The organism is Paraburkholderia phenazinium, assembly GCF_900142845.1.
Classification (GTDB): domain Bacteria; phylum Pseudomonadota; class Gammaproteobacteria; order Burkholderiales; family Burkholderiaceae; genus Paraburkholderia; species Paraburkholderia phenazinium_A.
The window spans coordinates 1950138-1976413 of record NZ_FSRU01000001.1 but is presented as its reverse complement, the minus strand read 5'-3'; the positions used below and the strand labels follow the sequence as shown (position 1 = coordinate 1976413).

The 26276-nt window shown below is 64.4% G+C and carries 20 protein-coding genes; 9 read left to right on the top strand and 11 right to left on the bottom strand.

Going from position 1 to position 26276, the window contains the following annotated elements; translation table 11 throughout:
• Positions 1 to 73 precede the first annotated feature (73 nt).
• Positions 74 to 1030, bottom strand: a complete 957-nt coding sequence (locus BUS12_RS08640; protein WP_074295309.1) for a sulfonate ABC transporter substrate-binding protein — start codon at positions 1028 to 1030, stop codon at positions 74 to 76.
• A gap of 341 nt (positions 1031 to 1371) precedes the next feature.
• Between BUS12_RS08640 and BUS12_RS08635 the strand changes: the two genes are divergently transcribed.
• Positions 1372 to 2196, top strand: a complete 825-nt coding sequence (locus BUS12_RS08635) for a MetQ/NlpA family lipoprotein (protein ID WP_074295308.1) — start codon at positions 1372 to 1374, stop codon at positions 2194 to 2196.
• A 119-nt stretch (positions 2197 to 2315) separates the two neighbouring features.
• On the opposite strand, the gene BUS12_RS08630 is transcribed toward BUS12_RS08635, so the two are convergent.
• From BUS12_RS08630 to BUS12_RS08590, 9 genes are all read right to left on the bottom strand, one after another.
• Positions 2316 to 3335: a succinylglutamate desuccinylase/aspartoacylase family protein gene (locus BUS12_RS08630; protein ID WP_074295307.1), complete on the bottom strand. Its 1020-nt coding sequence runs from the start codon at positions 3333 to 3335 to the stop codon at positions 2316 to 2318.
• Positions 3336 to 3457: 122 nt separating this feature from the next.
• Positions 3458 to 3844, bottom strand: coding sequence for a hypothetical protein (locus tag BUS12_RS08625; RefSeq protein WP_074295306.1), 387 nt, complete (start codon positions 3842 to 3844; stop codon positions 3458 to 3460).
• Between the two features lie 61 nt (positions 3845 to 3905).
• Positions 3906 to 5681: a S10 family serine carboxypeptidase-like protein gene (locus BUS12_RS08620; RefSeq protein ID WP_074295305.1), complete on the bottom strand. Its 1776-nt coding sequence runs from the start codon at positions 5679 to 5681 to the stop codon at positions 3906 to 3908.
• 167 nt (positions 5682 to 5848) lie between these two features.
• The gene (locus BUS12_RS08615) at positions 5849 to 7663 is read right to left on the bottom strand and encodes a S53 family peptidase (RefSeq protein WP_253190038.1); all 1815 of its coding nucleotides are present in this window, start codon (positions 7661 to 7663) and stop codon (positions 5849 to 5851) included.
• A 579-nt stretch (positions 7664 to 8242) separates the two neighbouring features.
• Positions 8243 to 9190 (bottom strand): PfkB family carbohydrate kinase, encoded by a 948-nt coding sequence (locus BUS12_RS08610; RefSeq protein ID WP_074295303.1) that lies wholly within the window; start codon positions 9188 to 9190, stop codon positions 8243 to 8245.
• Positions 9187 to 10626: a purine-cytosine permease family protein gene (locus BUS12_RS08605; protein ID WP_074295302.1), complete on the bottom strand. Its 1440-nt coding sequence runs from the start codon at positions 10624 to 10626 to the stop codon at positions 9187 to 9189. The genes BUS12_RS08610 and BUS12_RS08605 overlap by 4 nt, the downstream gene beginning before the upstream one ends.
• Before the next feature lie 49 nt (positions 10627 to 10675).
• A complete protein-coding gene (locus BUS12_RS08600; protein WP_074295301.1) occupies positions 10676 to 11713 on the bottom strand; it encodes an ADP-ribosylglycohydrolase family protein in 1038 nt (345 codons plus the stop codon).
• The gene (locus BUS12_RS08595; RefSeq protein ID WP_074295300.1) at positions 11713 to 12441 is read right to left on the bottom strand and encodes a GntR family transcriptional regulator; all 729 of its coding nucleotides are present in this window, start codon (positions 12439 to 12441) and stop codon (positions 11713 to 11715) included. Before BUS12_RS08595 ends, BUS12_RS08600 begins: the two co-directional genes overlap by 1 nt.
• Positions 12442 to 12525: 84 nt before the next feature.
• Positions 12526 to 13542, bottom strand: a complete 1017-nt coding sequence (locus BUS12_RS08590) for a porin (protein WP_074295299.1) — start codon at positions 13540 to 13542, stop codon at positions 12526 to 12528.
• A gap of 333 nt (positions 13543 to 13875) precedes the next feature.
• Here BUS12_RS08590 and BUS12_RS08585 point away from each other — a divergent pair, with 333 nt between their 5' ends.
• The 7 genes from BUS12_RS08585 to BUS12_RS08555 all read left to right on the top strand — a co-directional run bounded on the left by BUS12_RS08585 (position 13876) and on the right by BUS12_RS08555 (position 22986).
• A complete protein-coding gene (locus BUS12_RS08585; protein ID WP_074295298.1) occupies positions 13876 to 15552 on the top strand; it encodes a methyl-accepting chemotaxis protein in 1677 nt (558 codons plus the stop codon).
• 32 nt (positions 15553 to 15584) lie between these two features.
• A complete protein-coding gene (locus tag BUS12_RS08580) occupies positions 15585 to 16100 on the top strand; it encodes a chemotaxis protein CheW (protein WP_074295297.1) in 516 nt (171 codons plus the stop codon).
• 32 nt (positions 16101 to 16132) lie between these two features.
• Positions 16133 to 17665 carry a CheR family methyltransferase gene (locus BUS12_RS08575; protein ID WP_074297282.1) on the top strand — a complete coding sequence of 511 codons (1533 nt, stop codon included), beginning with the start codon at positions 16133 to 16135 and terminating at the stop codon, positions 17663 to 17665.
• Positions 17646 to 18386, top strand: coding sequence for a chemotaxis protein CheW (locus BUS12_RS08570; RefSeq protein ID WP_074295296.1), 741 nt, complete (start codon positions 17646 to 17648; stop codon positions 18384 to 18386). The genes BUS12_RS08575 and BUS12_RS08570 overlap by 20 nt, the downstream gene beginning before the upstream one ends.
• Positions 18383 to 20830 (top strand): hybrid sensor histidine kinase/response regulator, encoded by a 2448-nt coding sequence (locus tag BUS12_RS08565; RefSeq protein WP_074295295.1) that lies wholly within the window; start codon positions 18383 to 18385, stop codon positions 20828 to 20830. Before BUS12_RS08570 ends, BUS12_RS08565 begins: the two co-directional genes overlap by 4 nt.
• Positions 20827 to 21834: a chemotaxis response regulator protein-glutamate methylesterase gene (locus tag BUS12_RS08560; RefSeq protein WP_074295294.1), complete on the top strand. Its 1008-nt coding sequence runs from the start codon at positions 20827 to 20829 to the stop codon at positions 21832 to 21834. The genes BUS12_RS08565 and BUS12_RS08560 overlap by 4 nt, the downstream gene beginning before the upstream one ends.
• A gap of 63 nt (positions 21835 to 21897) precedes the next feature.
• Positions 21898 to 22986, top strand: a complete 1089-nt coding sequence (locus tag BUS12_RS08555) for a diguanylate cyclase (protein ID WP_074297280.1) — start codon at positions 21898 to 21900, stop codon at positions 22984 to 22986.
• 180 nt (positions 22987 to 23166) lie between these two features.
• Here the strand turns inward: BUS12_RS08555 and BUS12_RS08550 are convergent, their stop codons facing one another.
• On the bottom strand, positions 23167 to 23445 hold the full coding sequence (locus BUS12_RS08550; protein ID WP_074295293.1) for an HU family DNA-binding protein: 279 nt from the start codon (positions 23443 to 23445) through the stop codon (positions 23167 to 23169).
• A gap of 411 nt (positions 23446 to 23856) precedes the next feature.
• On the opposite strand from BUS12_RS08550, the gene BUS12_RS08545 reads away from it, so the two are divergent.
• Positions 23857 to 26226: a DNA polymerase II gene (locus BUS12_RS08545; RefSeq protein WP_074295292.1), complete on the top strand. Its 2370-nt coding sequence runs from the start codon at positions 23857 to 23859 to the stop codon at positions 26224 to 26226.
• Positions 26227 to 26276 lie beyond the last annotated feature (50 nt).

The following is a 26276-nucleotide window of genomic DNA, read 5'->3' as shown; positions in this document are numbered from 1 at the left end:
GAGGATTTGCGATTTCCCGGTGCGGCGCTTACTGCCTGGGCTTCACATCGCCGCTCGCGGTCTTCACCGCCGCTTACGCGAGCGTCGCGTCCTTCGTGACGATCTTGCGCGGAATCAGCTTCAGTTCGTAGAACGTATCCGCGATTCGCTGCTGTTCGGCGAGCACCTCGGCGTCGATCGGCTTGTAGACGTGTGAGTAATGCTCAAGACTGGTCTGGATGATCGACACGTCGAGCCCCTGAAGGGGCGCGAGTTCCGCGGCCGCAGCAGCCGTGTTCTGCTTGACCCACTGCCCTTGCCTGTTCAACTCTTCCATGACGATGGCGACCACGTTCTGACGCTTTTGCGCAAACTCACGCTGACTCAGAAAGAACTCGTGGTGACTGGCGACGCCTTGCGCATCGGCCAGCAGGCGCGCGCCGCTCTGCGCCTGCGCAGCGGCGAGGAACGGATCCCAGATCGCCCAGGCGTCGATTGCGCCTTGCTCGAGAGCGGCACGCGCATCGGCAGGCGCCAGATAGACCGGCTGGATATCGCCGAAGTCGAGACCGTTCTTGCGCAACAGCGCGACGATGAACCAGTGCACGTCGGAGCCGCGGTTGAACGCCACCTTCTTGCCCTTCAGATCCGCCACCGTCTTGATAGGCGAGTTCTTCGCGACGACCACGCCTTCCGCGCGAGGCGCCGGAAGTTCATACGCGGTATAGACGAAGTCCGCCCCTGCGGCCTGCGCGAACACGGGCGGCGCCTCGCCGACATAGCCGAAATCGATCGCGCCGACGTTCAGGCCCTCCAGCAATTGCGGGCCGGCCGTAAATTCGTTCCACGAGACCTTGATGCCTAGCGGCGCGAGCCGCTTTTCCAGCGTGCCGTGTGCCTTCAACAGCAAGAGCGTGGTGGCGGACTTCTGGTAGCCGATCCTGAACTGATCGGGCTGGAACTTGGCCCATGCCGGCAGTGCGGTGCCGGCCAGCGTCGCGCCCAAGGCGGCAAGGAAGGTCCGGCGGCCCCGGCGTGTCGAGTGGTTCATCGTAGCGTGTCCATGTTTGACGGGTCGCGTCAGCCTCAGGTTGGGCCAACGTCGTGAGTTGGTGAGCATCGGGTTGGGTACAACGGGTGCCACGCGCCGCGCAACGTTCGTTTGCCCGGACACACTGCTCCCGTTTCCCATGGAGTCGAAAATCTTACGCGTCATGCCTGAGGCATCGAAATGATCTTTCGAGGTAAGCAAATATCCGGTTGTGGATAGCGCGGGTTGGCGCTTTCCATATATGCCTCAGCGGATTTAGCAACCAACGGAAAAGTATTTGCCAGCCCCCTTCCTCATTACATAGGATGCGGCCATCATCCACTACACGGCTACCGTGCATCATGAATAAAAGAAACCTGCTGAAAACCGCGCTGGCCACCGTTGTGTTCGGTCTGGGCGTCGCCACCTCGCAACTCGCGCTGGCGGCTCCGCAAACCCTGCGCGTCGGCATCATGTCCGGCGAAGATGAGGACGTGTGGCGCGTCGTGGCCGCGAACGCCGCCAAGCAGGGCCTCGCCATCAAGATCACGACGTTCTCCGACTACACGCAGCCCAATGAGGCGCTCTCGGAACACGACCTCGACGCCAATTCGTTCCAGCACAAGCCGTATCTCGACGCGCAGATCAAGGCGCGCGGCTACACGATCGTGCCGGTGGGCTTTACCTATGTGCAGCCGATTGGCCTCTATTCGCGCAAGGTGAAGTCAGTGGCCGATCTGCCGGATGGCGCCACGGTCGCCGTGCCGAACGATCCGAGTAACGAAGGACGCTCGCTGCTGTTGCTGCAAGCCCAGCATCTGATCACGCTGCGTGCCGACGTCGGCCTGCTGCCGACCGCGCGCGATATCGCGGACAATCCGAAGCACATCCATATCAAGGAACTCGACGCGGGTATCGTGGGCCGTGCGATCGGCGATGTGGACGCCGCCGTGATCAACACGGACTGGGCCATCAAGGCCGGCATCAAGATTCCGCAAGAACGTATCGCGCAGGAGCAGGTGAACGGCAATCCGTATCGCAACTTCCTCGCCGTCAATGCAAAGGATGCGAACGCGCCGTGGGTCCACGCGCTGGTTCAGAGCTATCAGCAGCCTAACGTGGCCGCTGAAATTCTCAGCGTCTATCATGGCGCGACGCTGCCGGCGTGGGATGGGGCAAGCCACTAAGTCTCGCCTGGACGTGTAAGCGGTAAGCGCACGGCGGGTTAAAAAGCTGGGGCGGGTGCTGTTATCACAACAGCGCCCGCCCCTTTTTGTTTATAAGGATCGCGAAGTTTAATGCCGCGCTATTGCCCCGCCGGTTCGGCCAGATGATAGAGACAATCGCCCCGCTGCACCAATGCGGGCACGCGTTTGCAGACGACCTCCCCGGCGCCGGTGAAATGCAGCGTGACGGGTTCGCGCAAAGGCGTTTCGGGAAAATGGATACGCGCAGCCGCCTGCCCTTCGACGACCTGCTCGCCCAGCTCCACCAGTGGTTCGTATAAACCGCGGTCATAAGCGTAGACATAATGGCGCGAGCCTGAAACGCGCATGAAGCGGGTGGCAGCCGGAGCGCTGTCCGGCACGAGCGCGCCATGCAGCAGCCCAATGAAGCCCAGCAGATGCAGCAGTCCCTGGCGCCCCTCGCGCAACAGTTTCGCCTGCACCACTCCGCCGCCGCCCAGTTCGGTGAGGATCGAGATCGCGCCCTGGCGCCGCGCGGCGGTCGCCGCATGAACCGGATTCTCGGGATGCAGAAACGCGTTAGGCAAACCGAACGCAGCCAGCAGCGCGCGCAACCGCGCGTCCTCTTCGGCATCGCGCGGCTCGATCGCCAGCATGTTGGCCCCGTGATACAGCAACGAACTGCCGCCCGAATGCAGGTCGACCAGATAGTCCGCGCGGGCGAGCAGCGTATGCTCGATGTAATCGGCAATCAGTTCGGTCGGCGTGCCGGCCGGATTGCCCGGGAACGTGCGGTTCAGATTGCCGCCGTCGAGCGGCGAGGTGCGCAGGCCCGCCTCTGCGGCCGGGAAGTTGGCCATCGGCAGCAGGATCAGTTGTCCGCTGAGCATGTGCGGCTCGATCTCGCGGATCAGTTGCGAGACGATCACCTGCCCCTCGTACTCGTCCCCATGATTGCCGGCCATGATCAGCACCACCGGCCCGTCGCCGTTGCGGACCGACGCAATCGGAATCGGGATCCAGCCATACGCCGAGCGGTGGACCGAATGAGGCAGCCGCAGGTAGCCAGTGTGTTTGCCGCTCGAATCCAGATCGATTTCACTGCGGATGGGATTGGCTGCTTGCGCGTCGCGGGTCATCTTGGGTGGCTCTGGGATGGAGGTTACGTTGCATGGGAGGCGAACTCTCATTCTCGACGAGCTCGCCTCCCGCCGTTACCAAGTTATACAACGATCCAAATCCACCGCAAAGCTAAGACCGCTTACTTCTGCTGCTGCAGATACTGCTGAACCTCCTTCATGGTCACGGTGCCGCTGCGCGCCGAGTCGATCTGATCGAAATGCGCGGCCACGTAACCGAGGCCGCCCGTTTGCGCCTGGCTCTTCGTGATCGCGGCGCCGTTGCTCAATGCGCCCTCCGCACCCAGGCTGGTCGCAAGACGCTGTTGCGCCTGCTGCTGCAACGCGGCGCCCGTGGTGGGCGCAGGCGGTGCGCTGCGAGCGCGCGGAAAGAACGGACCGTCGACGCCTCCGCCGTTCGCCGGCACGGCCGAGGACACCGACTGTACCGACTCGGCCTGCGCGCTCACGGCGAGCGCACACAGAAGCGTCGCCGAAGCGACGTACCGCAAGACAGGAATAATACGCATGACATGACTCGCAAAAAGAGCGAGGCGTCAGCCAATGGCCGGCCGCCGCCTCGCAAGGTGTTTAAGGGGCGACCTTCATCGCGGCAAGTGTCGGCGTGCCCGCAGGCGTTTCGTCGGACCATGCGGCTGGCAGGTTGGCGAGCGAGAGCGCGGCCGGAATCGGCGAGCCCGCAAAATACGACTTCAGGTCCGCTTTCATCTGCGGCCGGGCGGTGTTGTCCAGATAGATCATGTGGCCGCCGGGATAGAACGTCACCTGCAGGTTCGCGTTCAGGCCGGACGCGGTCTGCAGTCGCGCCAACTGGTTTTCGGTGATGAAATACGGCGTCGCGAGATCGTGATAGCCGTTCTCCGAGAGCACCTTCAGTTGCGGATTGAGCGTGAGCGCCGCCAGCAGGTCGGGGATCGTATCCGGCACGGCCTGCCCGTCATGGCTGAAGTCCCATGCGCCGATGATGTCGTTATTCAACGTCTGGAACGTCGCGTTCGGTGCGCTGTAGCCGAGATACGACGGCATCTGCGTAGCGAGCGCCGTGGTGAACGGCTGCGAGATAAGGATGTCCGACGGATCCGAATCCGCCTGCAGGCGCGGATCGCTGCTCGGTAGCGAGACGCGGCCATCGTAGCGGCCAATGGTCGAGCCCGGCACCAGCGCGGTCCCATAGTACGCATTGCCGAAATACGCATTCAGCGCCTGCGGCGACAGGCTCGTGAGGCTCGACCACGAGGCAATCGTGTTGTTGCTCGGGAACACGGGCGGCGTCGTCAGCACCGGCGTGCCGGCGAAGTTATTCGTGGGACCGTATTGGGTCAGCGACGCATACTGCGTGGTCACGAAGTTCTGGATCTGCTGCGCGTACGCGCCCAGATTGGTCGGCGCCGGCGAGACCTGATCGAAGTACGCGGCCACCTGTGCGAAGCTCACGAAGTAGCCGATCATCGAATCCGTGCTGTACTTGAGCTCGGTCGGATAGTCGGCGGCGTTGTTGTTGGTGATCGCGTTGGTTTCGCCCACGTCCGCGAAGTAATTCAGAATCGACGACTGCAGCACGATGCCGGTCAGATGCACACCGGCCGACTCCAGCGAAAGCGCCAGCATGTCGGTGCGCGGCGTGCCGTACGATTCGCCGTATAGATAGATCGGCGAACTGCTGCGATTGTTCACCGTCAGATAGCGCTGGATGAAATCGCGCATCACCCGCACGTCGGGATCCGCGCCCCAGAAGGTCTGGTTCGTGTTCGGCTGGATTGCTTCGGAGAGACCCGTGCCCGGGGGATCGATGAACACCATGTCGGTGGTGTCGATCAGGCTTTCCGGATTGTCGACCAGCGGGAAATTGGGCCAGTTGGTCAGTTGCGGGTCGGGCGTCGCGACGCGGGTCGGCGCAAACGAACCGAGCCGCAGCCACACCGACGACGAACCCGGACCGCCGTTATAGAAGAACGTGACAGGCCGTGGCGTGCCGTTGGTGGACGGCGCCGTGTACGCGACATACGACATCGTCGCCTGCGGGTTGCCGTTCGGATCCGACGCGCTCAGGTGACCGGTGGTCGTCGTGTAGTTGACGGTCGTGCCGCCGCTGCTCCATTGGTGATGCACCACCGCCGCCTTCTCCGACACCTGCGCCGCGCTCAGGCTGTCGCCGGCCTTTGCGGAATAAGCGATGGGGTCGGTCAGTTGCTGGTCGGCCTGGGTCGGCGTCGCGCTGCTGCTATTACTGTTGACGCTGCCGCCGCAACCCGCAAGGGCAAGAATCGCAACGGCCAGCGGCGCTTGCGCGCTGCGCCGGACCTGAGCCGCCCAGGCGGCAGGCACTCCACGAGTTATCTCTTTCATTTTTATCCTGGTTATGGTGATGCGGAACAACACTTCGATACGACGACGCCCCTGGTAAGCACTGCAAAGCAGTGGATACCAGGGAGTCGACACAGCTAGACCTTGAGGGATGGACCCACGAGACGGTGTTGCCGTCCGGCCGAAGCAGCCGGACGGGCGCCGCAGAATCAGGCCGTCGCGGTTGACCCGGACAGCATCGACCACAGGCCGTTGAAGAAGCTGGCAAGCAGGCTGAAGAGGTTCGCCGAACCCCCGCCGCTGTCGCTGCTGCTGCCGGCGGTGCCGTTACCCGACGCGATAGAGGGTGTAGAACCGAAGTCGCTGTTCAGCCGCGCGATGCTGAAACTGCCCCAGCCGGTGTCGAAGTCGAAGCCCTGCGTGGCGCTGTAGCCATACGTGACGCCGCCTTGCGTGATGCCGTTGTTGCCGGTCAGGACGCTGTGGACGAGGCTCGGATCGGTGGGGACGTCGCTATAGATCGTCGCGCCGGGAAACGCCAGGCCGTTGTTATTGGCCGACTGCACGCGCGCCCAGATGCCGGAGAAAATCGGTGCAGCGAGACTCGTGCCGCCGATGACGTTCGGATCGGTCGGACCATAACCGGGGATCGTGCCGACCGTTTGTCCCTGGTAGACGAGGATGGCCCCGCTGGCGCTGTCCGCATCGAAGCCGATATCCGGGACGGTGCGCGACTGATTGCCGGTGACGGCGGATTGCCAGCTTGGCGCGGCCTCGTACTGGCTGATACCGCCGCCCGTCGCCCACAGCGCGCCGGTGTTATCGAGTCCCGAGTTCCAGACGCTTTCGTGGTCGTACTGGCTGCCCTTGGTGTAGAGCGAGGTCCCGCCTACCGAGATGACATAAGGCGAGGTTGCCGGTTCGCTGACGCTATAGCTGCTGAGGTTGGACGGCGGCACGCCGTTCTCGCACTCGTACACGCCATGGTCGCCGGCCGAGACCGAGAAGGTCTGCCCCTGCGCCATCGCCACCTTGAAGATTGCGTCGTCGGCCGACTGCGAGCCGCCTTGCTGGGCACTCGCCTCGCACACGCCGAGCGAGACGTTGATCACCTTGGCGACGTTGTCGGAGACCGCCTGGTTGTAGGCCGCCGTGATGTCGCCCAGATTCATCGAGGGCGCATCGTAGAACATCAACTGATTGACGGCCCCACCCGCGGCGCCGACGATCGACTGGCTGTCGAGGTTCCATTCCACCGTGCCCGACGTATCGCTATAGTCGCTGCCGGACGGGCCGGTTTGCACGACGTTGGTCTGCACCGTGCCGAGCGAGTTGTTGCTCGTGAAGGTCTGCAGATCTGATAAGGTCTGCGAAAGGTCGCCCTCGGAAATAATGCCGATCGTGGTGCTTGCAGCCGTCGGCGTGCTGCCGGCGTCGTAAAGCGTGGAAAACTCGACCGGGTTGTGGCCGGTCAGGATCGCCTTCGCCGCACTCTTCTTGCTCGCGTCCGCTGCAATGCTTGCCGCCGCTTGCGCAGACTGCGCGGGTTGTCCCGGCTGAGCCAGGTGATAGTTGGTGTGCGCGGTCACGACATTCTGCAAGCCCAGCACCGCGTCGACGACCTCGCTCAGGGCGGCGGGCACCTGCGCGTCGCCAGAGTTGGCGTAAACCTGCCGGCCGGCGTCGTTGAACTGCACGAGGCTCGTGTTGAACGCCGCCCGGGTCGTGGCTGCGGTGCCGTCGGCCGTCACCAGCATGCGGTTCTTCGCCACCTGGACGTTGGTGAAACCCGCCTGGGTCAGATATTGCTGGACCGCGGCCACCTGGGCGTCGGTAGGCGCATAGGTGGAGAGAATCTGGTCGGGCGTCAGATATTGACGGAAATTCGGGCTGCCCGGCTGATTGACCTGCCGGATAAACGTCTCAAGATTCTGCTGGTTGCGCAGTTTAAGCGTGATAACGACGTGTACCGGTTTATTGGCGGGCACCTCGCTGGTGGCGTTGGTGGCCGCCTGCGGCGTCACCAATGCACCATTTACCGGATTATTGGGTGGCGAGGTAATAAATGCATGTGTGCGGGTAGAAACCCAGTCCTGCGAATTAGCCTGGGCATTCGCTGCCGAGGTTAACAAACCGGTGGAAGATAAACCAATCAGCGATAAAACCGAGAAACGACGTGTCGCGCCGGAAAAGCGTGCGACCCAAGACGGTGCCTGTGTTGGCATAATGCCTCCTCGTGAGAACAAGCGGCCACCTGCTGACCAGCACGGTAGTGCTGGGCGAACAAAACGGTCTGGATAACGTGAGATACACGCTCTCCATCGACACTTATCCCCGAAGCCAGTAATTTTTTGTAATGCGAATCTTAATGGATTCACCCCTCCTGACAAGGGGTAAATAAAGATTTGACATCGGTTAAATAATGGTGCGTTTTGGATAACATTAATCAGGTTGAAATTATTAATAATTATCCGAATTGAATGATTATCCTATCCGAATCATTTGACCAATGACGACGCGCCCCGCCTCATCCCCAAGGCAATTTGGGGTTCGGCAAGGGCGCGGGGTTCAGAGCGAGTGGGAAGCGTGTGCGGAGGGACGAATCAGCGACGCGAGTCCAGAAAGACGTCAATCTCGTTGGCATCCGGAGCTGTCGCCGGACCATGGCGCGTCACGGCCAGCGCCGCCGCTGCGTTCGCACGCATAGCCGCTGTGTGCGCATCCGCGCCACTCGCCAGCATGGCGAGGAATACACCGGTGTGGGCGTCGCCGGCGCCGTTGGTGTCGACCGCGTTCACCCTGAAACCCGGCACATGATCGCGCTGCGCTGTCACGCGTATCTCACACCCGCGCTCGCCATCGCGCACCACCGTCAGTGCATCGGTTGGCAAGCGGGCGGCGATTGAGTCGAACGCCGCGTCGAGGTCGTCCGTCCTGGCGAAACGCAACGCTTCCACGCGGTTGCTTGTCCAGATCGATACGCGGGACAACACACGCTCGAGCAGCATGGCGTCAATGGCGTCGACGAGCGGACCCGGATCGAACGCAACGCGCGTCCCTGCAGGTAACTGCTCCAGCCACGCGAGCAGCACCGTGGCCTTATCCGCGAGCATCAGGCTATAGCCGCTCACATAGACGATATCGTCCTGCGTCACCTGCAGCCCGTCCAGCACACTCCGTTCAAGTACACCTTCCGCACCGATATGCGAGACGAAGGTACGTTCAGCCCGCGCGTCGACGAGCGCCACACATAGGCCCGTGTCCTCGCCCGTCACTTGCGGACCGGCAATCTCCACGCCTTCTTTCTCGAGCGCCGCACGCGCCACGTCGCCGAAACGCCCGCTGCCATGACCGCCTGCATACACCACACGCATGTGACTGCGACGTGCCGCGGCGATCACATTGAAGCCGCCGCCTGCTTCGAAACACGCGTTGGCGGCGAGCACGTCGCCCCCAGGCGCAGGCAACGCCTCGATCTGCATGACGAGATCGACGATGACCTGGCCCGTATGAATCAATCGGGATACTTTTGCGGGAACTGCCTGAATCATGCTGTCTTCCAGTTTTTTGCCGAATGGCGTGCGCCGCCCAGGCCTGCATACACGCCTGCTGCGATCACGAAAGTGACAATCCAGCCGAGACCATTGCGGCCGAGCCATGAATTAGCGAATACGCCATGAATCGCGCCGGTCGACAGGAAGCAGAATCCGAGCACGATGGCGAGCGCCCACGCACTCAATGCGCGCCACTCGATGCCGCCTTTGTACCAGTATGCGCTACCCGGCGAGACATCCAGCAGATCGGTTGCCGAGTACTCCTGACGATGAATCAGATCGACTACAAAAATGCCGACCCAAGCCGTAATCGGCACCGCAAGCAGCGAGATAAAACCGATAAACGGACCGTAAAAGCTGCCGGCAATCAGCATGAAGTAGATCGAGCCGCTGAATATCACCACCACGTCCACCACCACCGCCTGGACCCGCTTGACTTTCAGGCCCAGCGTCAGCGTCGTCAAGCCCGCCGAATAGACCGACAGGTAATTGGACAGCAACAGGCCACCGAACGCCGTGATCAGATAAGGAATCGCCATCCACGTGGGCAACATGTCGCGAATTGCGGCAATCGGATCGGAGGTCGAGGCGAGCTGATCGTTGCCGACCGCCAGCAACGCGCCGAGCGTGACCAGCAGAATCAGCGGAATGCCTGCGCCGAATGCCGCCGAGGCCACCAGAGCCGGACCTTTGACCGACGGCGCCTGATAGCGCGACATGTCTGCACCCGCATTGGCCCAGCCGATTCCGGTGCCCGCGGCAATCGTGCCGATGCCGATCACGACCGCGCTCGCCGGCGCCGGTGCGACCTGGAACACGGCATGCCAGTCGATGCGCGTCGCGAGAAAACCGGCCACCACCAGATTCAGCACCCCAAACACATAGGTGGACCACTTCTGGATCACCAGCAGGGTGGCATGGCCGAAGCCTGAGACGATCAACGTCAGCACGACGAACACGGCAATGAACACGAGCGTGAGCACCGGCGCCTGGCTGGCTTGCGCAGGCGTGCCAAACAGGATGGTTGCGAGCGAGAGGAGCACGTAGGCGGCAGTGGTCGTATTGACCGTCTCCCAGCCGAGTCGCGACAGCAGCGAGACGATGGTCGGGCCAATGTTGCCGCGTACCCCGAAAATCGCTCGCGACAGGGTCAGGCTCGGCGCATGACCGCGCCGTCCGGCAATCGAGATCACGCCGACAATCGCGAACGATCCCGCCGCGCCGACGATCGCCACCAGTGCCGCCTGCCAGATCGCAAGATGCTGGAAAGCGACGAGGGTTGCGCCGAGCGGCAGAGCGAGAATGCTGATATTGGCCGCGAACCAGACCCAGAAGAGCTGGCGCGGATGTCCATGGCATTCGCTGGGCGGTACCGGTTCGATACCGCGCGTCTCGACTTGGCGAGCGCTGTTTGACGGGCGTGACGAAGCCATCTGAGTCGAATCTCCAGATTGAAGGAAACTACCGGAACGGACCTGCGCCTCAGTCGGTGCGGGCGCGCAATCCAAGCAAACGGTCGACCAGCGGATCGAGATCGAGCGCGTTCACGCGTCGAATCGTCGCCACAGGTCCGGCCGGCAACGCGTCATAACCCGAGCACGCGCCGAGAATCGCGCCGAGCATTGCCGCGATCGTGTCGGTATCGCCGCCCAGACTCGCGGCCGCGCCCAATGCGGCCTCGATCGAGCCGCCACGTCGCTCGGCGTCGAATGCGAGCGCGAAGGTGGCGACCACCGATTCCTGCGACGCAACCGAGGTGCCGATCACGTCGTAAATCAACTCCGCGACGTCGTGTTCCGCACAGCCGCGGATCAACTCTCGCGCGTGGCGCAGACGCGGCGCGATCCTTCCTCCCGCCACCCAGAAGCCACGGCTCGCCGCCTGCTCCGCCATGTCGATCCCCGCTTCGAGTGCCGCAGCCAGGCTCGCGCCGTTCACGCCCGCCGACACCGCGGCGGCCACCGCCGCCGCGCTCGCAATACCGAGCGTGGTGTGGTGCGTGACGACACACGACTGCAACACAGCATCGATAAACGCCTCTCGCTGCCTCAGATCGAACGCAATCCCCACCGGCGTCACACGCATCGCCGCGCCGTTGGTGGTGCCGAAGCGCCCTGTGCGCAACGGATTTTCACCAGCGGCGATGCGCTCGATCGCCTGTTTGGTGGAGGGACCCAGCAGGTCGAGCGAGCCGCGCGCCTTCATCGACGCCTCCCACTCCATCAACGCATGCGCGAACGCCTTCGGCTCGATCGTGCCGTCCCCCTCCACCAGAAGCTCGGCAACCAGCACCGCCTGCTCGGTGTCGTCGGTAATCGAGCCGGCCGGCAGATTCGGGGCGATAGGCTGGTCGGCGAACGCGCTCTCCAGCTTGTCGATGCGTCCAAACTGTTCGGCGATCCGCTCGCGGCTGAGCGACTGCGTCGGCATGCCATACGCGTCACCGAGGGCAAGGCCATAAAACGCGCCACGCGCACGATCCGTCCATTCGGGGTGAGTCAAATGCGAAAACGAAGACATCAGAATTCCAGATGTAGTGCAAAAAACGCCGGATCCAGCAAGCTCACGACGTACTCGATGATGCGGTCGTCACGGTCGCGCGTGAGCCGTCGCGAACGCAGAAACGATGTGCCGGCGCGACGCTTGAGCAGGCGCGCATCGGCCGCATCGAGCCCGACCACTTCGGCCCACTGCTCGCCGTGATGCGGCACCATGCCGTGCTCGATCAGCGTGCGGTTCAACGATCCGCCTACCAGCCCTTGCAACGGCAGCGCAGCCAGCTCTTCGCTGAACGGCAGACGGCTGCGCTCGAGCGAGATGCATTGCGCCTCGGCGCCGATAACGCGCATGCGGTCGATCGCCACAAACGTCGAACGCTTGAGCTTCAGTTCCTGCGCAAGCGTCTCGTCTTCGACCAGCGCAATCTGCAGCAGGCGGGTCTGCGCCCCACCCTCCGCCTGTTCGATCGCCGTGGTCCAGCCAAGCGTGCCGTCGATCGTCTGGCCGTTGAACGTCACGAACGACCCGATGCCGCCTTTGCGCGTAATCAGCCCGCCGTTCGTCAGCAGGTCGAGTCCCTTGCGCACGGTGTTGCGGCTCACCGCGAAGCGCTCGACCAGTTCGTGCTCGCTTTCCAGTTGCTGACCGAACGGCAGGCGTCCGCTCAGAATCTCCTGCTCGATCGTGGCGGCCACCATATGCGCCTTCGAGCGCCCGACTTCCGCGCTCTTTACTGCCCGTTTCACCATCTTGCGGCTCCTGTGCCTGGGAGGGCCCGGCCATCGCAGCGGCCGGGCCTTCATTCGAAAAGCACAAGTATGCACATGTTTTCCTCAAAAACGCTGCACGATGCCCAACTGAAACCCACGCGCATCCGCGCCGGGGTACGCAAGCGGCAGTCCGGCATTGGCCGAGCCCGCCAGCCGGTATTCCGCCTGACCACGGTTTTGCAGGAACGACAACGCGCTGTACACCGTGGTGCGTCGGGAGAGCGTATACGTGTAGAGCGCTGCCACCTGGCTCGCGTTGTTGCCCTGTCCCGTCTCGTCGTGCAGATAGGTATAGCCGAATGCGAGGGCGCTCGACGGCGTGAACTGATACAGCGCCGATGCGCCGTACACGTTCACATCCAGATCGATATCGGCCCACTTCGAACCGCTCCACCCTGCGTAAAGCGTCGTCTTGCCGATCTGATACGACAGCCCCGCCTCCTCGGTCCGGTCCGTCGCGCTGCCGTCCGCACTCTTCACCGCTTGCGCGGCGAACACGGCCGCGACCGGTCCATGCGAGTACGTGACATCACCCTGATAGCTCGAACCCGGCGAGCGGAACCCGCCCGCATCGCCGAGACCCGTGTAGAGGCTGAACTGCAAGCCGGCCAGCGTCGGCGATGTGTATGAAACCGTGTTGCTCGTGCGCACCGTGTAGGTCATCAGGTTGCTGAAACCGGACGCCTGGGTCGAGGCGCCGAACGCGTCGAGGCCGCCCTGGTCGTTGAACACCGGCGAGTTCTGACGGCCGGCGCGCAGTTCGCCCCATCCTCCCGATAGGCCAACCCAGGCGGCGCGATTGAACAGGCTGCCCGGCGAGGCAAGCGTACCGTCGTTAGGATTAAAGCCATTCTGCAAATCGAAGTTGATGTGATTGCCGCCGCCAATATCCTCGGTGCCGCGCAGACCGAATCGGCTCGCCCACTGTCCAGACGAACCCAGCGCTCCGGTATAGCCGCTGCCCGTGTTCACCACCTGGACGAATTCGTCCAGGATGCCATACAGGGTGACGCTCGAGTCCGCGTGCGCGGCGGGTGCAAGGCAAATCAGCATTACAGCGGCCGGCAGGCGAATGTTCATGATGAGCGATGTCGGGTGGGCAAATCGCGGGCGCGACTACCTGTTCCTTTTTGCACACCTATTAAAGAACATGTAGGAACATGTACAGAATCTAAGGCGCCGAATCCGGATGGTCAAGCAGGATCGATCCAGGGGAAACCCGCGAGAGGAATTCGAGCCGTGCGAACGCCGACATGCCCGTGCACGGCCTAATCTGGCACAATTTACCCCCACTATTCCCCCGACCGGCCTTCTCGTCAGGGGTGTAGCGTCCTATGCTTGGCCTGAGTGCCATCGGGTGACGCTGCTTTTGCGGCAGCACCCCTGTATCAATCCGTCAGAGAGACATCGAAAATGGCCACTGTCACGCCACGCACGAACAACGCAAACCTGTCGGGCATGTTCAGCAGCGGCCGGCTCACCCTCGGCGCACGTATCGTGCTGAGCTTCGGCGCGCTCTTTCTGCTGATGCTCGCGATGGCCGTGATTTCATACACGCGGCTGCGCAACATCGACGACGAGGCGCTCAGCCTGCGCCACGATTCGGTGCCGGGCCTCTACTACGCCACCGCGCTGCGCGCCGCCGCGAACGAAGGCTACGCGACGCTCGAGCGGGCCGTTTTCGTCGATCCCGACGCGGCCAGCACGACAGCCGACCTCGACCACCTGCCGGACGCCCAGCGCGCTTTCGACAAGGTCGCGGCCGACTATCAGGGCACGGTGTTTCGCGACGACGACCGCGAACGCTTCAACACCTTCAAGGCCGCCTACGACCAGTATCTGGCGCTCTTCAACACCGCTGCGAGCCAGGCCCGCAGTTCGAAGGCCGCGGCACAAGCCAGCTTTATCCAGTTGACGCCCGCGTGGAACAGCGTGATTCGCAACGCCAACGTGCTGGTCGCGGAAAACCACACCCAGGCCGACGACTCGGCGGAGTTGATCCGCTCCTCGGTGACCGGCACCGAGGTCACGCTCGCCACCGCACTTGGGATCGTACTGCTGGTCGCGCTCGTCACCGGTTACACGCTATTCAAGGCAGTCACGGTGCCGATGACGCGGCTCGTCGAAGTGCTCGACATCATGCGTACCGGCAATCTGGCGCAACGGCTAAACCTGCGCCGCAGCGACGAATTCGGCACGCTGGAGAACGGCTTCAACCGGATGGCCGAGGAATTGACGAGCCTCGTATCGCAAGCGCAAAAGTCCTCGCTGCAGGTGACCACCTCGGTGACGGAGATTGCCGCGACCTCCAAGGAACAGCAGGCCACCGCGAGCGAAACAGCGGCGACCACCACGGAGATCGGCGCCACGTCCCGCGAAATCTTCGCTACCTCGCGCGATCTGCTGCGCACCATGAACGAAGTGGCGGGCGTCGCCGAACAGTCGGCCACGCTGGCGGGCGCGAGCCAAAGCGGCCTCACGCGCATGGAAGACACGATGCGCAGCGTGATGGAAGCAGCCGGCTCGGTCAACGCCAAGCTGTCGATCCTCAACGAGAAGGCCGTCAATATCAATCAGGTGGTCGCCACCATTACCAAGGTGGCCGATCAGACCAACCTGTTGTCGCTGAACGCCGCCATCGAAGCTGAAAAAGCCGGCGAATACGGCCGCGGGTTCGCCGTGGTCGCCACCGAAATCCGCCGTCTCGCGGACCAGACCGCCGTGGCGACCTACGACATCGAGCAGACCGTCAAGGAAATCCAGTCGGCGGTATCCGCCGGCGTGATGGGCATGGATAAGTTCTCCGAAGAAGTGCGCCGCGGCATGCGCGACGTGCAGCAGGTGGGCGGCCAGCTTTCGCAGATCATCAATGAAGTGCAGACGCTCGCGCCGCGCTTCCAACTGGTCAACGAGGGCATGCAGACGCAAGCCACCAGCGCCGAGCAGATCACCCAGGCGCTCTCGCAACTGTCCGAGGCGGCCCAGCAGACGGCGGAGTCGCTGCGCCAGTCGTCGCAGGCAATCGACGACCTCACGCTGGTCGCCAATCAGTTGCGCACCGGCGTGTCGCGCTTCAAGATCGACGCGTGACGCACGCTTCACGCTAAACACGGGCCATCGCGATGCTCTTCCTCCTGTTCGATCTGGACGGCGACCGCTACGCGCTTGATGCGGCGGCGATCGCCGAGGTGCTGGCGCTCGCACCCACCAAGTCGATTCCCGGCGCACCGGCGTGGGTCGCCGGGATGTTCGAGCGGCATGGCGAGGCCGTGCCCGTGATCGACGTGTCGCAACTCGCGCTCGGACGCCCCGCCCGCCAGCTTCGCTCGACGCGCCTCGTGCTGGTCCGCTACAGGCCGGACGACGCGGCGGCGCAAACGGGCACGCAAGACAATGGCGGCGAGCCCGCGCGTCTGCTCGGCCTGATCGTGGAGCGCGCCACGCAGACGCGGCGTATCGAGCGCGCGCAGTTTCTCGACAGCGGCATCGCCACACCGCATGCCCGCTGGCTTGGACCGGTCGCCAACGACGGCATGGGTCTCGTGCAATGGGTCGAGGTACAGCACATGCTGAGCGACGAAGTCAAAGCCCTGCTGTTCCCGCAAGCGGCTGACGCGCAACCGCCGGCCTACTCGTGACCGGCGACCTGAACGACGACGTGAACCGCGCCATGAACGCCACGGACCCCTGCTTTGAAACCTGGCTCTCCCACGAGACAGGGATCGACGCGCACTCGCTCGGCATCAACGCCCTCGAGCGGGCCGTGCTGGAACGCGTGCGCACAACGCAGGCGGCGTCTCCGGCCGCGGACCTGGCCGAGGGTGCGGTGGGTGCTTACTGGCAGCACCTCAACGACTCGCCGGATGAACGGCTCGCACTGGTCGAGACGCTGGTGGTCCCCGAGACCTGGTTCTTTCGCGACCGCGAGGCCTTTGTCGCACTGGCGCGCCTCGCCAATGAAAAGCTGGCGCGCGATCCGGCTCGCGTACTGCGCGTGCTGAGCGTGCCTTGCTCGAGCGGCGAGGAACCGTACTCGGCGGCGATGGCCCTGCTCGACGTGGGGATCGGCGCGGAGCGCTTCACCATTGACGCCATGGACATCAGCGCGCGCGCCATCGAACTGGCGCAGAAGGCGGTCTATGGACGCAATTCGTTTCGCGGCGGCGAGTTCGGCTTCCGCGAACGCCACTTCAGCCCGCGCGACGGCGGGTGGGTGCTGAACGAACGCATCCAGCAGACCGTGCGCTTTGCGCAGGCGAATCTGTTCGAACCCGCGCAGCCTGCCTCCGCACGCTATGACTTCATTTTTTGCCGCAACGTGCTGATCTATTTCCATAGGGAGGCTCAGGATCGCGCGATTCATTTGCTCGATGCCCGTCTGGCCGAAGGCGGGACGATTTTCGTCGGTCCGGCGGAAACCGGCTTGATGATGCGTCATACGCTGAGTTCGGCGCGCATTCCGCTGGCGTTCGCGTTTCAGCGCACGCCGCCTGAAGAGACGAGCACGCGCAGCTTCGCGTTGTTTGGGAAGGTGCCGGATGCGGCTGCGGCCTCCGCGCTTCACCGTGTCTATGGGACGCTCAAGCCCGCAGAGGCGCCCGCTGTTCCGTTCGTGTCTGTGCCTTCGGCGGCGTCCGGCGCTTTTGTGTCCGTAGTTTCCGCGACCGCTGCGGAGGTTGCGCCCGCTTCGACAATGGAAGCTAAACCCGCTGCGCCGGGGCAACGCACGGCGACACCTGCGCACGCCAACGCGCATGCGCCTACCCATGCCCGCCCGCCAGCGCATGCCCACCCGCATACCCACGCCCACGCGAAATCTGCCGGCGTCGCCGCACCCGCCGCGTCGCTCGTCGAAGCCCGCCGTCTCGCCGACGCCGGACAATTCGACAAGGCCGAACACGAGGCGCAGAAGTTCGTGATCGTGAACGGTACGGACGCGGAGGCCTTTTATCTGCTCGGCCTGATCGCCGATGCGCGCGGCCGCACCGCCGACGCGAGCGACTATTACCGCAAGGCGCTCTATCTCGCGCCGGCTCACTACGAGGCACTTACGCATCTTGCAGCGCTGCTCGACATGACCGGCGACAGCGCCGGCGCCCAGCACCTCATGCGACGCGCCCAGCGCGCCGCGGCAAAGATGCCCACCATGGCGGACGCCCCCTTGAACCCACCGCGAGGCGCGCATGGCACACGGCGCCATTGAGAATACGGGCGTGCTCACGCTCATCGACGATTGCTGGAATCGCATCGGCACGCGCGGCGACGGCTCGTGCCCAAAGCTCGCGGAACATTCGCGCTGCCTGAACTGTCCCGTGTTCGAACAGGCCGCGGCGCGGCTGCTCGACCGGCCGGTAGACGATGCGGAGCTCGCCCAGTCCGCTATGGCGACGCCGAATGCGCAGTCCCGCGAGCACACCGCAAGCACTCGCGAAACACCGGACGCCGGCGACGCAGTTGAAACCGCAACCGAATCCGCACTGGTGTTTCGGATTGCCGACGAATGGCTCGGACTGCCGACCGCGGCGCTGCGCCAGGTGGACGACATCCGCCCGATCCATTCCCTGCCGCATCGGCGCAACCGGGTCGTGCTCGGCCTCGTCAACATTCGCGGTGCGCTGACGGTAGCCGCCTCGCTCGGCGAGCTTCTGCATCTGGATCGCACGGCGGTGAGCGGCAAGTACACCTCGAGCAACGGCTACGCGCGCATGCTGGTCGCCGCCCATCGCGGCGAGCCGGTGGCCTTTCCGGTGGACGAAGTCGAAGGCGTCGTGCGCTTTGCCGCGAGCGCGCTGCTGCCGGTGCCCACCACCCTCGCGCACGCCGGCGCCTCGCATGCGCGCGGCGTGCTGGCATGGCGCGACCGCTCGGTCGGCCTGCTCGACACCGACCGTGTCTTCGAGTCGCTTGCCCGGAGTCTGCGATGAGTATCGACGACGATCTGAGCCGCCGCTCCCTGCTCGACCTGTTCCGCGAAGAAGCGCAGACGCAGACCCGCGTGCTCTCCGATGGACTGCTGGCGCTCGAACATGCGCCCACTGACGCCTCGCAGCTCGAAGCCTGCATGCGCGCCGCACATTCGCTGAAGGGCGCGGCGCGCATTGTCGGCTTGCAGGATGGTGTAGACATCGCGCATCTGATGGAGGAATGCTTCGTCGCCGCGCAACGGGGCGCGCTGATCCTCTCCGCTGCGCATATCGACGAACTGCTGCGCGGCGTCGACCTGCTGTTGCGCGCCGGTAACCCGGACACGCAGACCGCGCTCGCCCGCGAGGACGTGGACGCCTTCGTGGCACGCCTCGAGGCGTTCAGCGCGGCGGCGAACGATCCGCATGCACTGCACGCGGACTCCACGGTCGCGTCGCCTTGGGGGAGCACGTCCGCCGCTACCTACACCAACCCGTTCGCCGCGAGCGAAGACCCGGACGACGACGCAACGATGCGCGCCGCGCTCGCCATCCTCGGCGCGGACGCCGCAAAATTGTCAGTGAGTTTCGCCGAACCGACGCAGGACGTTGTGGCCTCCGCAATCGAGACCTCCGCAGTGGACTCGTCCATCACGGCAACGGCAACGCTAACGCCACCACCGCCCCCCGACGCCCCGTTAAACGTCCACAGCGCACGCGACCCCGAACGGATGCTACGCGTGCGCGCCGACAACCTCGACCGGCTGTTGAGCCTGTCCGGCGAATCGCTGGTGGAGTCGCGCTGGCTCAAACCGTTCGCCGAGTCGATGCTGCGCGTCAAGCGCACGCAACGTGACGCCGCGCGCGCGCTCGACACCTGTTTCGAAACGCTCGCCGAACGTCTCGATCCGTCCGCACTGGCCGCGCTCGACGCCGTGCGGCAAACGCTCGGCACAATGCAGCATCTGCTCGCCACACGCATCGACGAGCTCGACCGGTTCGACCGCCGCAGTTCCAATCTCGCGCAGCAGCTCTACGACGAAGCGCTGCAATGCCGGATGCGCCCATTCGGCGACGCGACGCATGCGTATCCGCGCATCGTGCGCGACCTCGCCCGCTCGCTCGGCAAGCGGGTGCGTTTTTCGATTGTCGGCGAGTCGACCCAGATCGATCGCGACATCCTCGATATGCTCGACGCCCCGCTCGGCCATCTGCTGCGCAATGCGCTCGACCACGGTGTCGAAGCCCCCGAGCAGCGTCTCGCTCAAGGCAAACCCGCCGAAGCCACGCTCACGCTGGAAGCGCGCCATAGCGCCGGCAAGCTGCTGATCAGCGTCAGCGACGACGGCGCCGGCGTCGACCTCGACGCGGTGCGCGCCGCCGTCGTGCGGCGTCACCTCGCCGACGCGGCCACCGCCGCCCGCATGTCGGATCAGGAACTGCTCGACTTTCTGCTGCTGCCCGGTTTCTCGATGCGAGCGCAGGTAACCGACGTGTCCGGCCGCGGCGTCGGACTCGACGCGGTGCATGAAATGGTCAAGGCGGTTCGCGGCACGGTGCGCATCGTCACCGAGGCGGGTCACGGCACGCGCTTTGTCCTGCAGTTGCCGCTTACGCTGTCGGTGATCCGCAGCCTGCTCGTGCAGGTGGGCGGCGAAGCGTATGCGTTCCCGCTCGCGCACGTGCGCCGCACGCTCGAACTGGCGCGCGGCGAGATCGACATGCTCGAAGGACAACAGCATTTCGCCTTCGACGGCCGGCCCGTGGGACTCGTCACCGCGCACCAGTTGCTCGGCACCGACGCGCCCGACGAGGTGCGCGCCAACGTCGCGGTGGTGGTGATCGGCGACGAACGCGGCACCTATGGCGTGGCGGTGGACCGCTTCCTCGGCGAGCGCATGCTGGTGGTGCAGCCGCTCGACAGCCGGCTCGGCAAGGTCAAGGACATCGCAGCCGGCGCGCTGATGGAAAATGGCGAAGCCGTGCTGATCGTCGACGTCGAAGACCTGCTACGCTCGGTGGACAAACTCGTGCGCGGCGGCCAGCTCGACAAGGTGCAGCGTGCCCAGGGCGTCGCCGCCCGCGCGCGCAAGCATGTGCTCGTGGTCGAAGATTCGCTGACGGTGCGCGAGCTCGAGCGCAAACTGCTGGAAAAGCGCGGCTATACGGTGACGGTTGCGGTGGACGGCATGGATGGCTGGAACGCGCTGCGCAGCACCCATTTCGATCTGGTGGTGACCGACATCGACATGCCGCGCATGGACGGCATCGAACTGGTCACGCTGATCAAGCGCGACGCGCTGCTGAAAAGCGTGCCGGTGATGATCGTGTCGTACAAGGATCGCGACGAAGATCGCCGCCGGGGGCTCGATGCCGGCGCCGACTATTATCTGGCAAAGGGTAGCTTTCACGACGAAGCGCTGCTCGATGCGGTGCATGACCTGATCGGAGAAGCGCACACATGAACATCGGCATCGTCAACGACTTGCCGCTCGCCGTCGAGGCCATGCGCCGCGCGATTGCGTTGCGGCCGGAGCATCGCGTGCTGTGGGTGGCTACTGACGGCGGAGAGGCAGTGGACTTCTGCATCGCGCAACCGCCCGACGTCGTGCTGATGGACCTGATCATGCCGAAGTTCGACGGCGTCGAGGCGACCCGCCGCATCATGGCCCAGGCGCCCTGCGCGATTCTCGTCGTGACGAGCAGCGTCGGCGCGAATGCGTGGCGCGTCTACGAGGCGATGGGCGTGGGTGCGCTCGACGCGGTCGACACGCCGACCCTCGCCGACAACCGGCTCGGCGACGCCTCGCAACCGTTGCTCGCCAAGATCGATCAGATCGGTCGCCTGCTCGACAAAGCCACGCTCGCCCCTGCACCGCGGCCCAGTGCCGGGGTGGCGCGCGGCGCGGCCCCGCTGGTGGCGATCGGCGCCTCGGCGGGCGGCCCGAGCGCGCTCGCCACGGTACTCCGCAAACTGCCGGCGGACTTCGGCGGCGCCATCGTGATGGTGCAGCACGTCGACAAGGCGTTCGCCGAGGGCATGGCCCAATGGCTCGACGGCCAGACCGAGCTGACGGTGCGGGTGGCCGTGAGCGGCGACACGCCCAAGGCGGGCGAGGCCTTGCTCGCGGCGACCAACGATCACCTGTATGTGACGCGAAGCGGCTCGCTCGATTACACGTCCGAGCCGGCGAGCACGCCCTATCGCCCCTCTGTCGACGTGTTTTTTCAGAGCGTGGTGGAGCACTGGCACGGCGACGCCATCGGTGTGTTGCTGACCGGCATGGGCCGGGACGGCGCGATCGGCCTGAAGGCGATGCGCGCGAAAGGCTACCGGACCATCGCCCAGGACGAAGCGAGCAGCGCCGTCTACGGCATGCCGAAGGCCGCCGCCGCGCTCGACGCGGCACGCAGGATCTTGCCGCTCGGCAGCATCGCCGCCGAACTGGTGTCGAACGTCAAACGATGAGCGAAAAAATCAGACTTGAATGGCATCACACGTGTGATGCGTGTTTCCGAAACGGGTACGAAAATGGCAAATGATCAAACCGGCTCGCCTGACCAGCGAGCCCACGCGCCGGCTGCGCAGGACGGCGCCGACGCGACGCTCGAAGCAGCACGGGCGGCGCTGCAAACACCTGGCCCGGTCGAGCAGCCGGTGATGGTCCTGCTGGTGGACGATCAGGCGATCGTCGCCGAGGCGGTGCGTCAGGCACTCGCCGCGGAAGACGGCATCGACTTTCACTACTGCGCGCGCGCCGACGAAGCGATGAAGGCCGCGGTGCACACGCGGCCGACCGTCATCCTGCAGGATCTCGTGATGCCCGGCATCGACGGCCTCACGCTCGTCAAGGCCTATCGTTCGACGCCGTCCATCCGCGACGTGCCCATCATCGTGCTGTCGACCAAGGAAGAACCCGTCATCAAAAGCGCGGCCTTCGCTGCGGGCGCGAACGACTACCTCGTCAAGCTGCCGGACCGCATCGAACTGGTGGCGCGGATTCGCTACCATTCGCGTTCCTACATCAACCTGCTACAACGCGACGAGGCCTACCGGGCGTTGCGCCAGTCGCAGCAGCAACTGCTCGAAGCGAATCTCGAACTGCGCCGCCTGACGCATTCGGACGGCCTGACCGGCCTGTCGAACCGGCGTTACCTCGACGAGTACCTGAGCGCCGAATGGCGGCGCGGCACGCGCGACAAGGCGGAGATGTCGCTGCTGATGATCGACGTCGACAATTTCAAGCTGTACAACGACACCTACGGCCACGTGGCCGGCGACGAAGTGCTCAAGCGGATTGCCGCGACGGTGGAAGCTTGCCTTGGGCGTCCCGGCGATCTGGCCGCGCGTTTCGGCGGCGAAGAGTTTGCGGTGGTATTGCCGGGCACGCGGCTCGAAGGCGTGCGTACGCTGGCCGAAAAGATCCGCAGCGAAGTGGAGGCCTTGCAGGTGCCGCACGCGAATTCGTCGACGGGGCAATACGTGACGATCAGCATTGGCGGCGCGTCGGTGATTCCGAGTGTCGACTCGCCGATGACCTCGCTAATTGAAGCAGCGGATCTCGCCTTGTATAAGGCGAAGCGCGACGGCAAGAATCAGGTGACGCTGACGGGAGACTGATTGCGCGTGCGGATCTGGACGTTGATCTGCGCGCCTGTCTATACACCGACCCGCGCGCCGGACGACGCGGATAAGCCGGAAACGGACTCGCCGCGCCAGCGAGACGACGCGCTACGAGCCCGCAAGCGCCGCGCGCCACCGCCCCAAGGGGGTGGGGGCTGCGCGGGATCGACGGGGCGATCAGGAAGCGTTTACCGCGTCCTTGAATGCCTTGCCGGCGGTGAACTTCACCGTCTTTGCCGCAGCGATCTGGATTTCCGCGCCGGTTGACGGGTTACGGCCAACGCGCGCCGCGCGAGCGCCGGTCGAGAATGCTCCGAAGCCGATCAGCTGAACGGTTTCTCCTTGCGACACTGCCTTCGTCACCGCTTCGATGATCGCGTCAATCGACTTGCCGGTGGCCGTTTTGCTTTCGCCCGTCGCAGCCGCAACTGCGTCAATCAGTTCCTGCTTGTTCATTGCACATCCCTTTCTGTATTGATAGAACCGGCACCTTAAACGGCGCCAGACCCGCCACCCTACCTCATTCAGGCGCTTCTGCGCAAACCCGCGGCGTCGTGAATGCCTGCCCGGATGGCGCCGCCGCACGGCTTGACAGGCCGGCGAGGACTCACCTTCCGGGCGCCAGAAGCCCCATTTGAGGGCACTGAGACGCCGCCAGGGCGCCCGCCGCGAGCCGTTATCCTACCGCGCCTTGGACCTCACAGGCACGATAGGCGTGGCTTTGGGCGGGTTGATGCGATACTTTCCGTTACCTTTGCAACATCTCGCGACAGCCGGCGACGGCTGCCCGCGCAGCAGCCACGGCGCGCCGCCCTGGATGGATTGACCAGGTAAAATAGACCCCGACAGGTTCTTAAAGGTTGCAGTGTGGTTCAACAACAGCAGCAGGGTTTTCTTCTGACCCGACATTGGCGCGACACGCCCGCCGGCACGGAAGTCGACTTCTGGCTGGCTACCGAGAGCGGTCCGCAACATCTGCGCCTGCCGCCCCAGACCTCGGTGGCGTTCATCCCGGCTGATCAGCGCGAGCGCGCCGAAGCCGTGTTGCGCAACGAACGCCAGTACGAACTTCGCCCCCTCGCGCTGACCGATTTTCAGCAGCGCCCTGTTATTGGACTGTATTGCAAGCAGTACCGCCAGTTGCTCAAACTGGAAAAGCTCCTGAAGGAATACGGCATCGACGTCTACGAAGCCGACATCCGCCCGCATGAACGCTACCTGATGGAGCGCTTCATCACCGCACCGGTCTGCTTCGGCGGCGAACCGGCCGGCGAGCGTCGCTGGCTCAACGGCGAGATGAAGCCCGAACCGGCGTACCGCCCCGCGTTGAAACTCGTCTCGCTCGATATCGAAACCACCGCGCACGGCGAGTTGTACTCCATCGCGCTGGAAGGCTGCGGGCAGCGTCAGGTCTATATGCTCGGACCGGCGAATGGCGACGCCAGCGGGATCGACTTCGCGCTCGAGTATTGCGAGAGCCGCGCCCTGCTGCTCGCGAAACTCAATGCATGGCTGGAGCAGCATGACCCCGATGCGATCATCGGCTGGAATCTGGTGCAGTTCGATCTGCGCGTGCTGCAGGAGCATTCGCAGCGTTACGCGGTTCCGCTGCGCCTCGGCCGCGGCGGCGACGTGATGGAATGGCGCGAGCACGGCGGCAAGCAAAACCACTTCTTCGCGGCTGCCGCGGGGCGTTTGATCATCGACGGTATCGAGGCGTTGCGCTCGGCCACCTGGAGCTTTCCGAGTTTCAGCCTCGAATACGTGGCGCAAGAACTGTTGGGCGAAGGCAAAGCCATCGACAACCCCTACCAGCGCATGGCGGAAATCGACCGCCGCTTCGCCGAAGACAAACCTGCCCTCGCCCGCTACAACCTCAAGGACTGCGAACTGGTCACGCGGATCTTCGCCAAGACCGAACTGCTGACCTTTTTGCTGGAGCGCGCCACCGTCACCGGTCTCGCCGCCGACCGCAGCGGCGGTTCCGTCGCGGCATTTACCCACCTCTACATGCCGCTGATGCACCGTCAGGGCTATGTGGCGCCGAACCTCGGCGAGATGGCGGAGGAAGCGAGCCCCGGCGGCTTCGTGATGGATTCGCAGCCCGGGCTGTACGACTCGGTGCTGGTGCTCGACTACAAGAGCCTCTATCCCTCCATCATCCGCACCTTTCTGATCGATCCCGTGGGACTCGTCGAAGGCGTGCGCAATCCGGACGAGAGCGCCTCCGTCGCCGGCTTTCGCGGCGCCCGCTTCTCGCGCAGCAAGCACAGCCTGCCGGCTATCGTCGGCCAGATCTGGCAGGGCCGCGAGGCGGCCAAGCGGGAACAGAACAAGCCGCTGTCGCAGGCACTGAAGATCATCATGAACGCGTTTTATGGCGTGCTGGGCTCAAGCGGCTGCCGCTTCTTCGATCCGCGCCTCGCGTCGTCCATCACCATGCGCGGCCACGAGATCATGCATCGCACGCGCGAGCTGATCGAAGCACGCGGCTACCAGGTCATTTACGGCGATACGGATTCCACCTTCGTGTGGCTCAAGCGGGCCCGCAGCGAGGAGCAGGCGGCGCATATCGGCCGCGCGCTGGTCAAATACGTCAATGAATGGTGGCGCGAACACCTGCAGCAGGCGTTCGGGCTCGAGAGCGCGCTGGAATTGCAGTTCGAAACGCATTACCGGCGTTTTCTGATGCCCACCATCCGCGGCGCCGAGCAAGGCAGCAAGAAGCGCTATGCGGGCCTGGTGATAAAGGCCGACGGGCACGAGGAGATGGTCTACAAGGGCCTCGAGACCGTACGCACCGACTGGACACCGCTCGCGCAACAGTTTCAGCGCCAGCTCTATCTGCGCATCTTCAAGCAGGAGCCGTATCAGGATTATGTGCGCGACTACGTGGAGCGCACCTTGAGCGGCGAGTTCGACGATCTGCTGGTGTATCGCCGCAGGTTGCGCCGCAACCTCGACGACTACCAGCGCAATGTGCCGCCGCATGCCCGCGCCGCCCGCATGGCCGACGCGTTCAACCAGCAGCAAGGCCGGCCCTTGCAGTACCAGAACGGCGGCTGGATCACCTACCTGATGACCGTGACCGGTCCCGAGCCGCTCGAGACGCGGCGCTCGGCGATCGACTACGACCACTATCTGACGCGCCAGCTACAGCCTGTGGCCGACGCGATCCTGCCGTTTCTGGGCGACGATTTTTCTGCGTTGATGACGGGGCAGAAGGAGTTGTTCTAGGGTCTGCGCCTGCCGCCAGTCCTGCCTCCGGCAACGGCGACCCAGGGCTG

Bases quoted from the DNA above. Each gene is read 5' to 3' on its own strand.
- BUS12_RS08640 (WP_074295309.1), bottom strand. From the start codon at position 1,030: ATGAACCACTCGACACGCCGGGGCCGCCGGACCTTCCTTGCCGCCTTG.
- BUS12_RS08635 (WP_074295308.1), top strand. From the start codon at position 1,372: ATGAATAAAAGAAACCTGCTGAAAACCGCGCTGGCCACCGTTGTGTTC.
- BUS12_RS08630 (WP_074295307.1), bottom strand. From the start codon at position 3,335: ATGACCCGCGACGCGCAAGCAGCCAATCCCATCCGCAGTGAAATCGAT.
- BUS12_RS08625 (WP_074295306.1), bottom strand. From the start codon at position 3,844: ATGCGTATTATTCCTGTCTTGCGGTACGTCGCTTCGGCGACGCTTCTG.
- BUS12_RS08620 (WP_074295305.1), bottom strand. From the start codon at position 5,681: ATGAAAGAGATAACTCGTGGAGTGCCTGCCGCCTGGGCGGCTCAGGTC.
- BUS12_RS08610 (WP_074295303.1), bottom strand. From the start codon at position 9,190: ATGATTCAGGCAGTTCCCGCAAAAGTATCCCGATTGATTCATACGGGC.
- BUS12_RS08605 (WP_074295302.1), bottom strand. From the start codon at position 10,626: ATGGCTTCGTCACGCCCGTCAAACAGCGCTCGCCAAGTCGAGACGCGC.
- BUS12_RS08600 (WP_074295301.1), bottom strand. From the start codon at position 11,713: ATGTCTTCGTTTTCGCATTTGACTCACCCCGAATGGACGGATCGTGCG.
- BUS12_RS08595 (WP_074295300.1), bottom strand. From the start codon at position 12,441: ATGGTGAAACGGGCAGTAAAGAGCGCGGAAGTCGGGCGCTCGAAGGCG.
- BUS12_RS08590 (WP_074295299.1), bottom strand. From the start codon at position 13,542: ATGAACATTCGCCTGCCGGCCGCTGTAATGCTGATTTGCCTTGCACCC.
- BUS12_RS08585 (WP_074295298.1), top strand. From the start codon at position 13,876: ATGGCCACTGTCACGCCACGCACGAACAACGCAAACCTGTCGGGCATG.
- BUS12_RS08580 (WP_074295297.1), top strand. From the start codon at position 15,585: ATGCTCTTCCTCCTGTTCGATCTGGACGGCGACCGCTACGCGCTTGAT.
- BUS12_RS08575 (WP_074297282.1), top strand. From the start codon at position 16,133: ATGAACGCCACGGACCCCTGCTTTGAAACCTGGCTCTCCCACGAGACA.
- BUS12_RS08570 (WP_074295296.1), top strand. From the start codon at position 17,646: ATGGCACACGGCGCCATTGAGAATACGGGCGTGCTCACGCTCATCGAC.
- BUS12_RS08565 (WP_074295295.1), top strand. From the start codon at position 18,383: ATGAGTATCGACGACGATCTGAGCCGCCGCTCCCTGCTCGACCTGTTC.
- BUS12_RS08560 (WP_074295294.1), top strand. From the start codon at position 20,827: ATGAACATCGGCATCGTCAACGACTTGCCGCTCGCCGTCGAGGCCATG.
- BUS12_RS08555 (WP_074297280.1), top strand. From the start codon at position 21,898: ATGGCAAATGATCAAACCGGCTCGCCTGACCAGCGAGCCCACGCGCCG.
- BUS12_RS08550 (WP_074295293.1), bottom strand. From the start codon at position 23,445: ATGAACAAGCAGGAACTGATTGACGCAGTTGCGGCTGCGACGGGCGAA.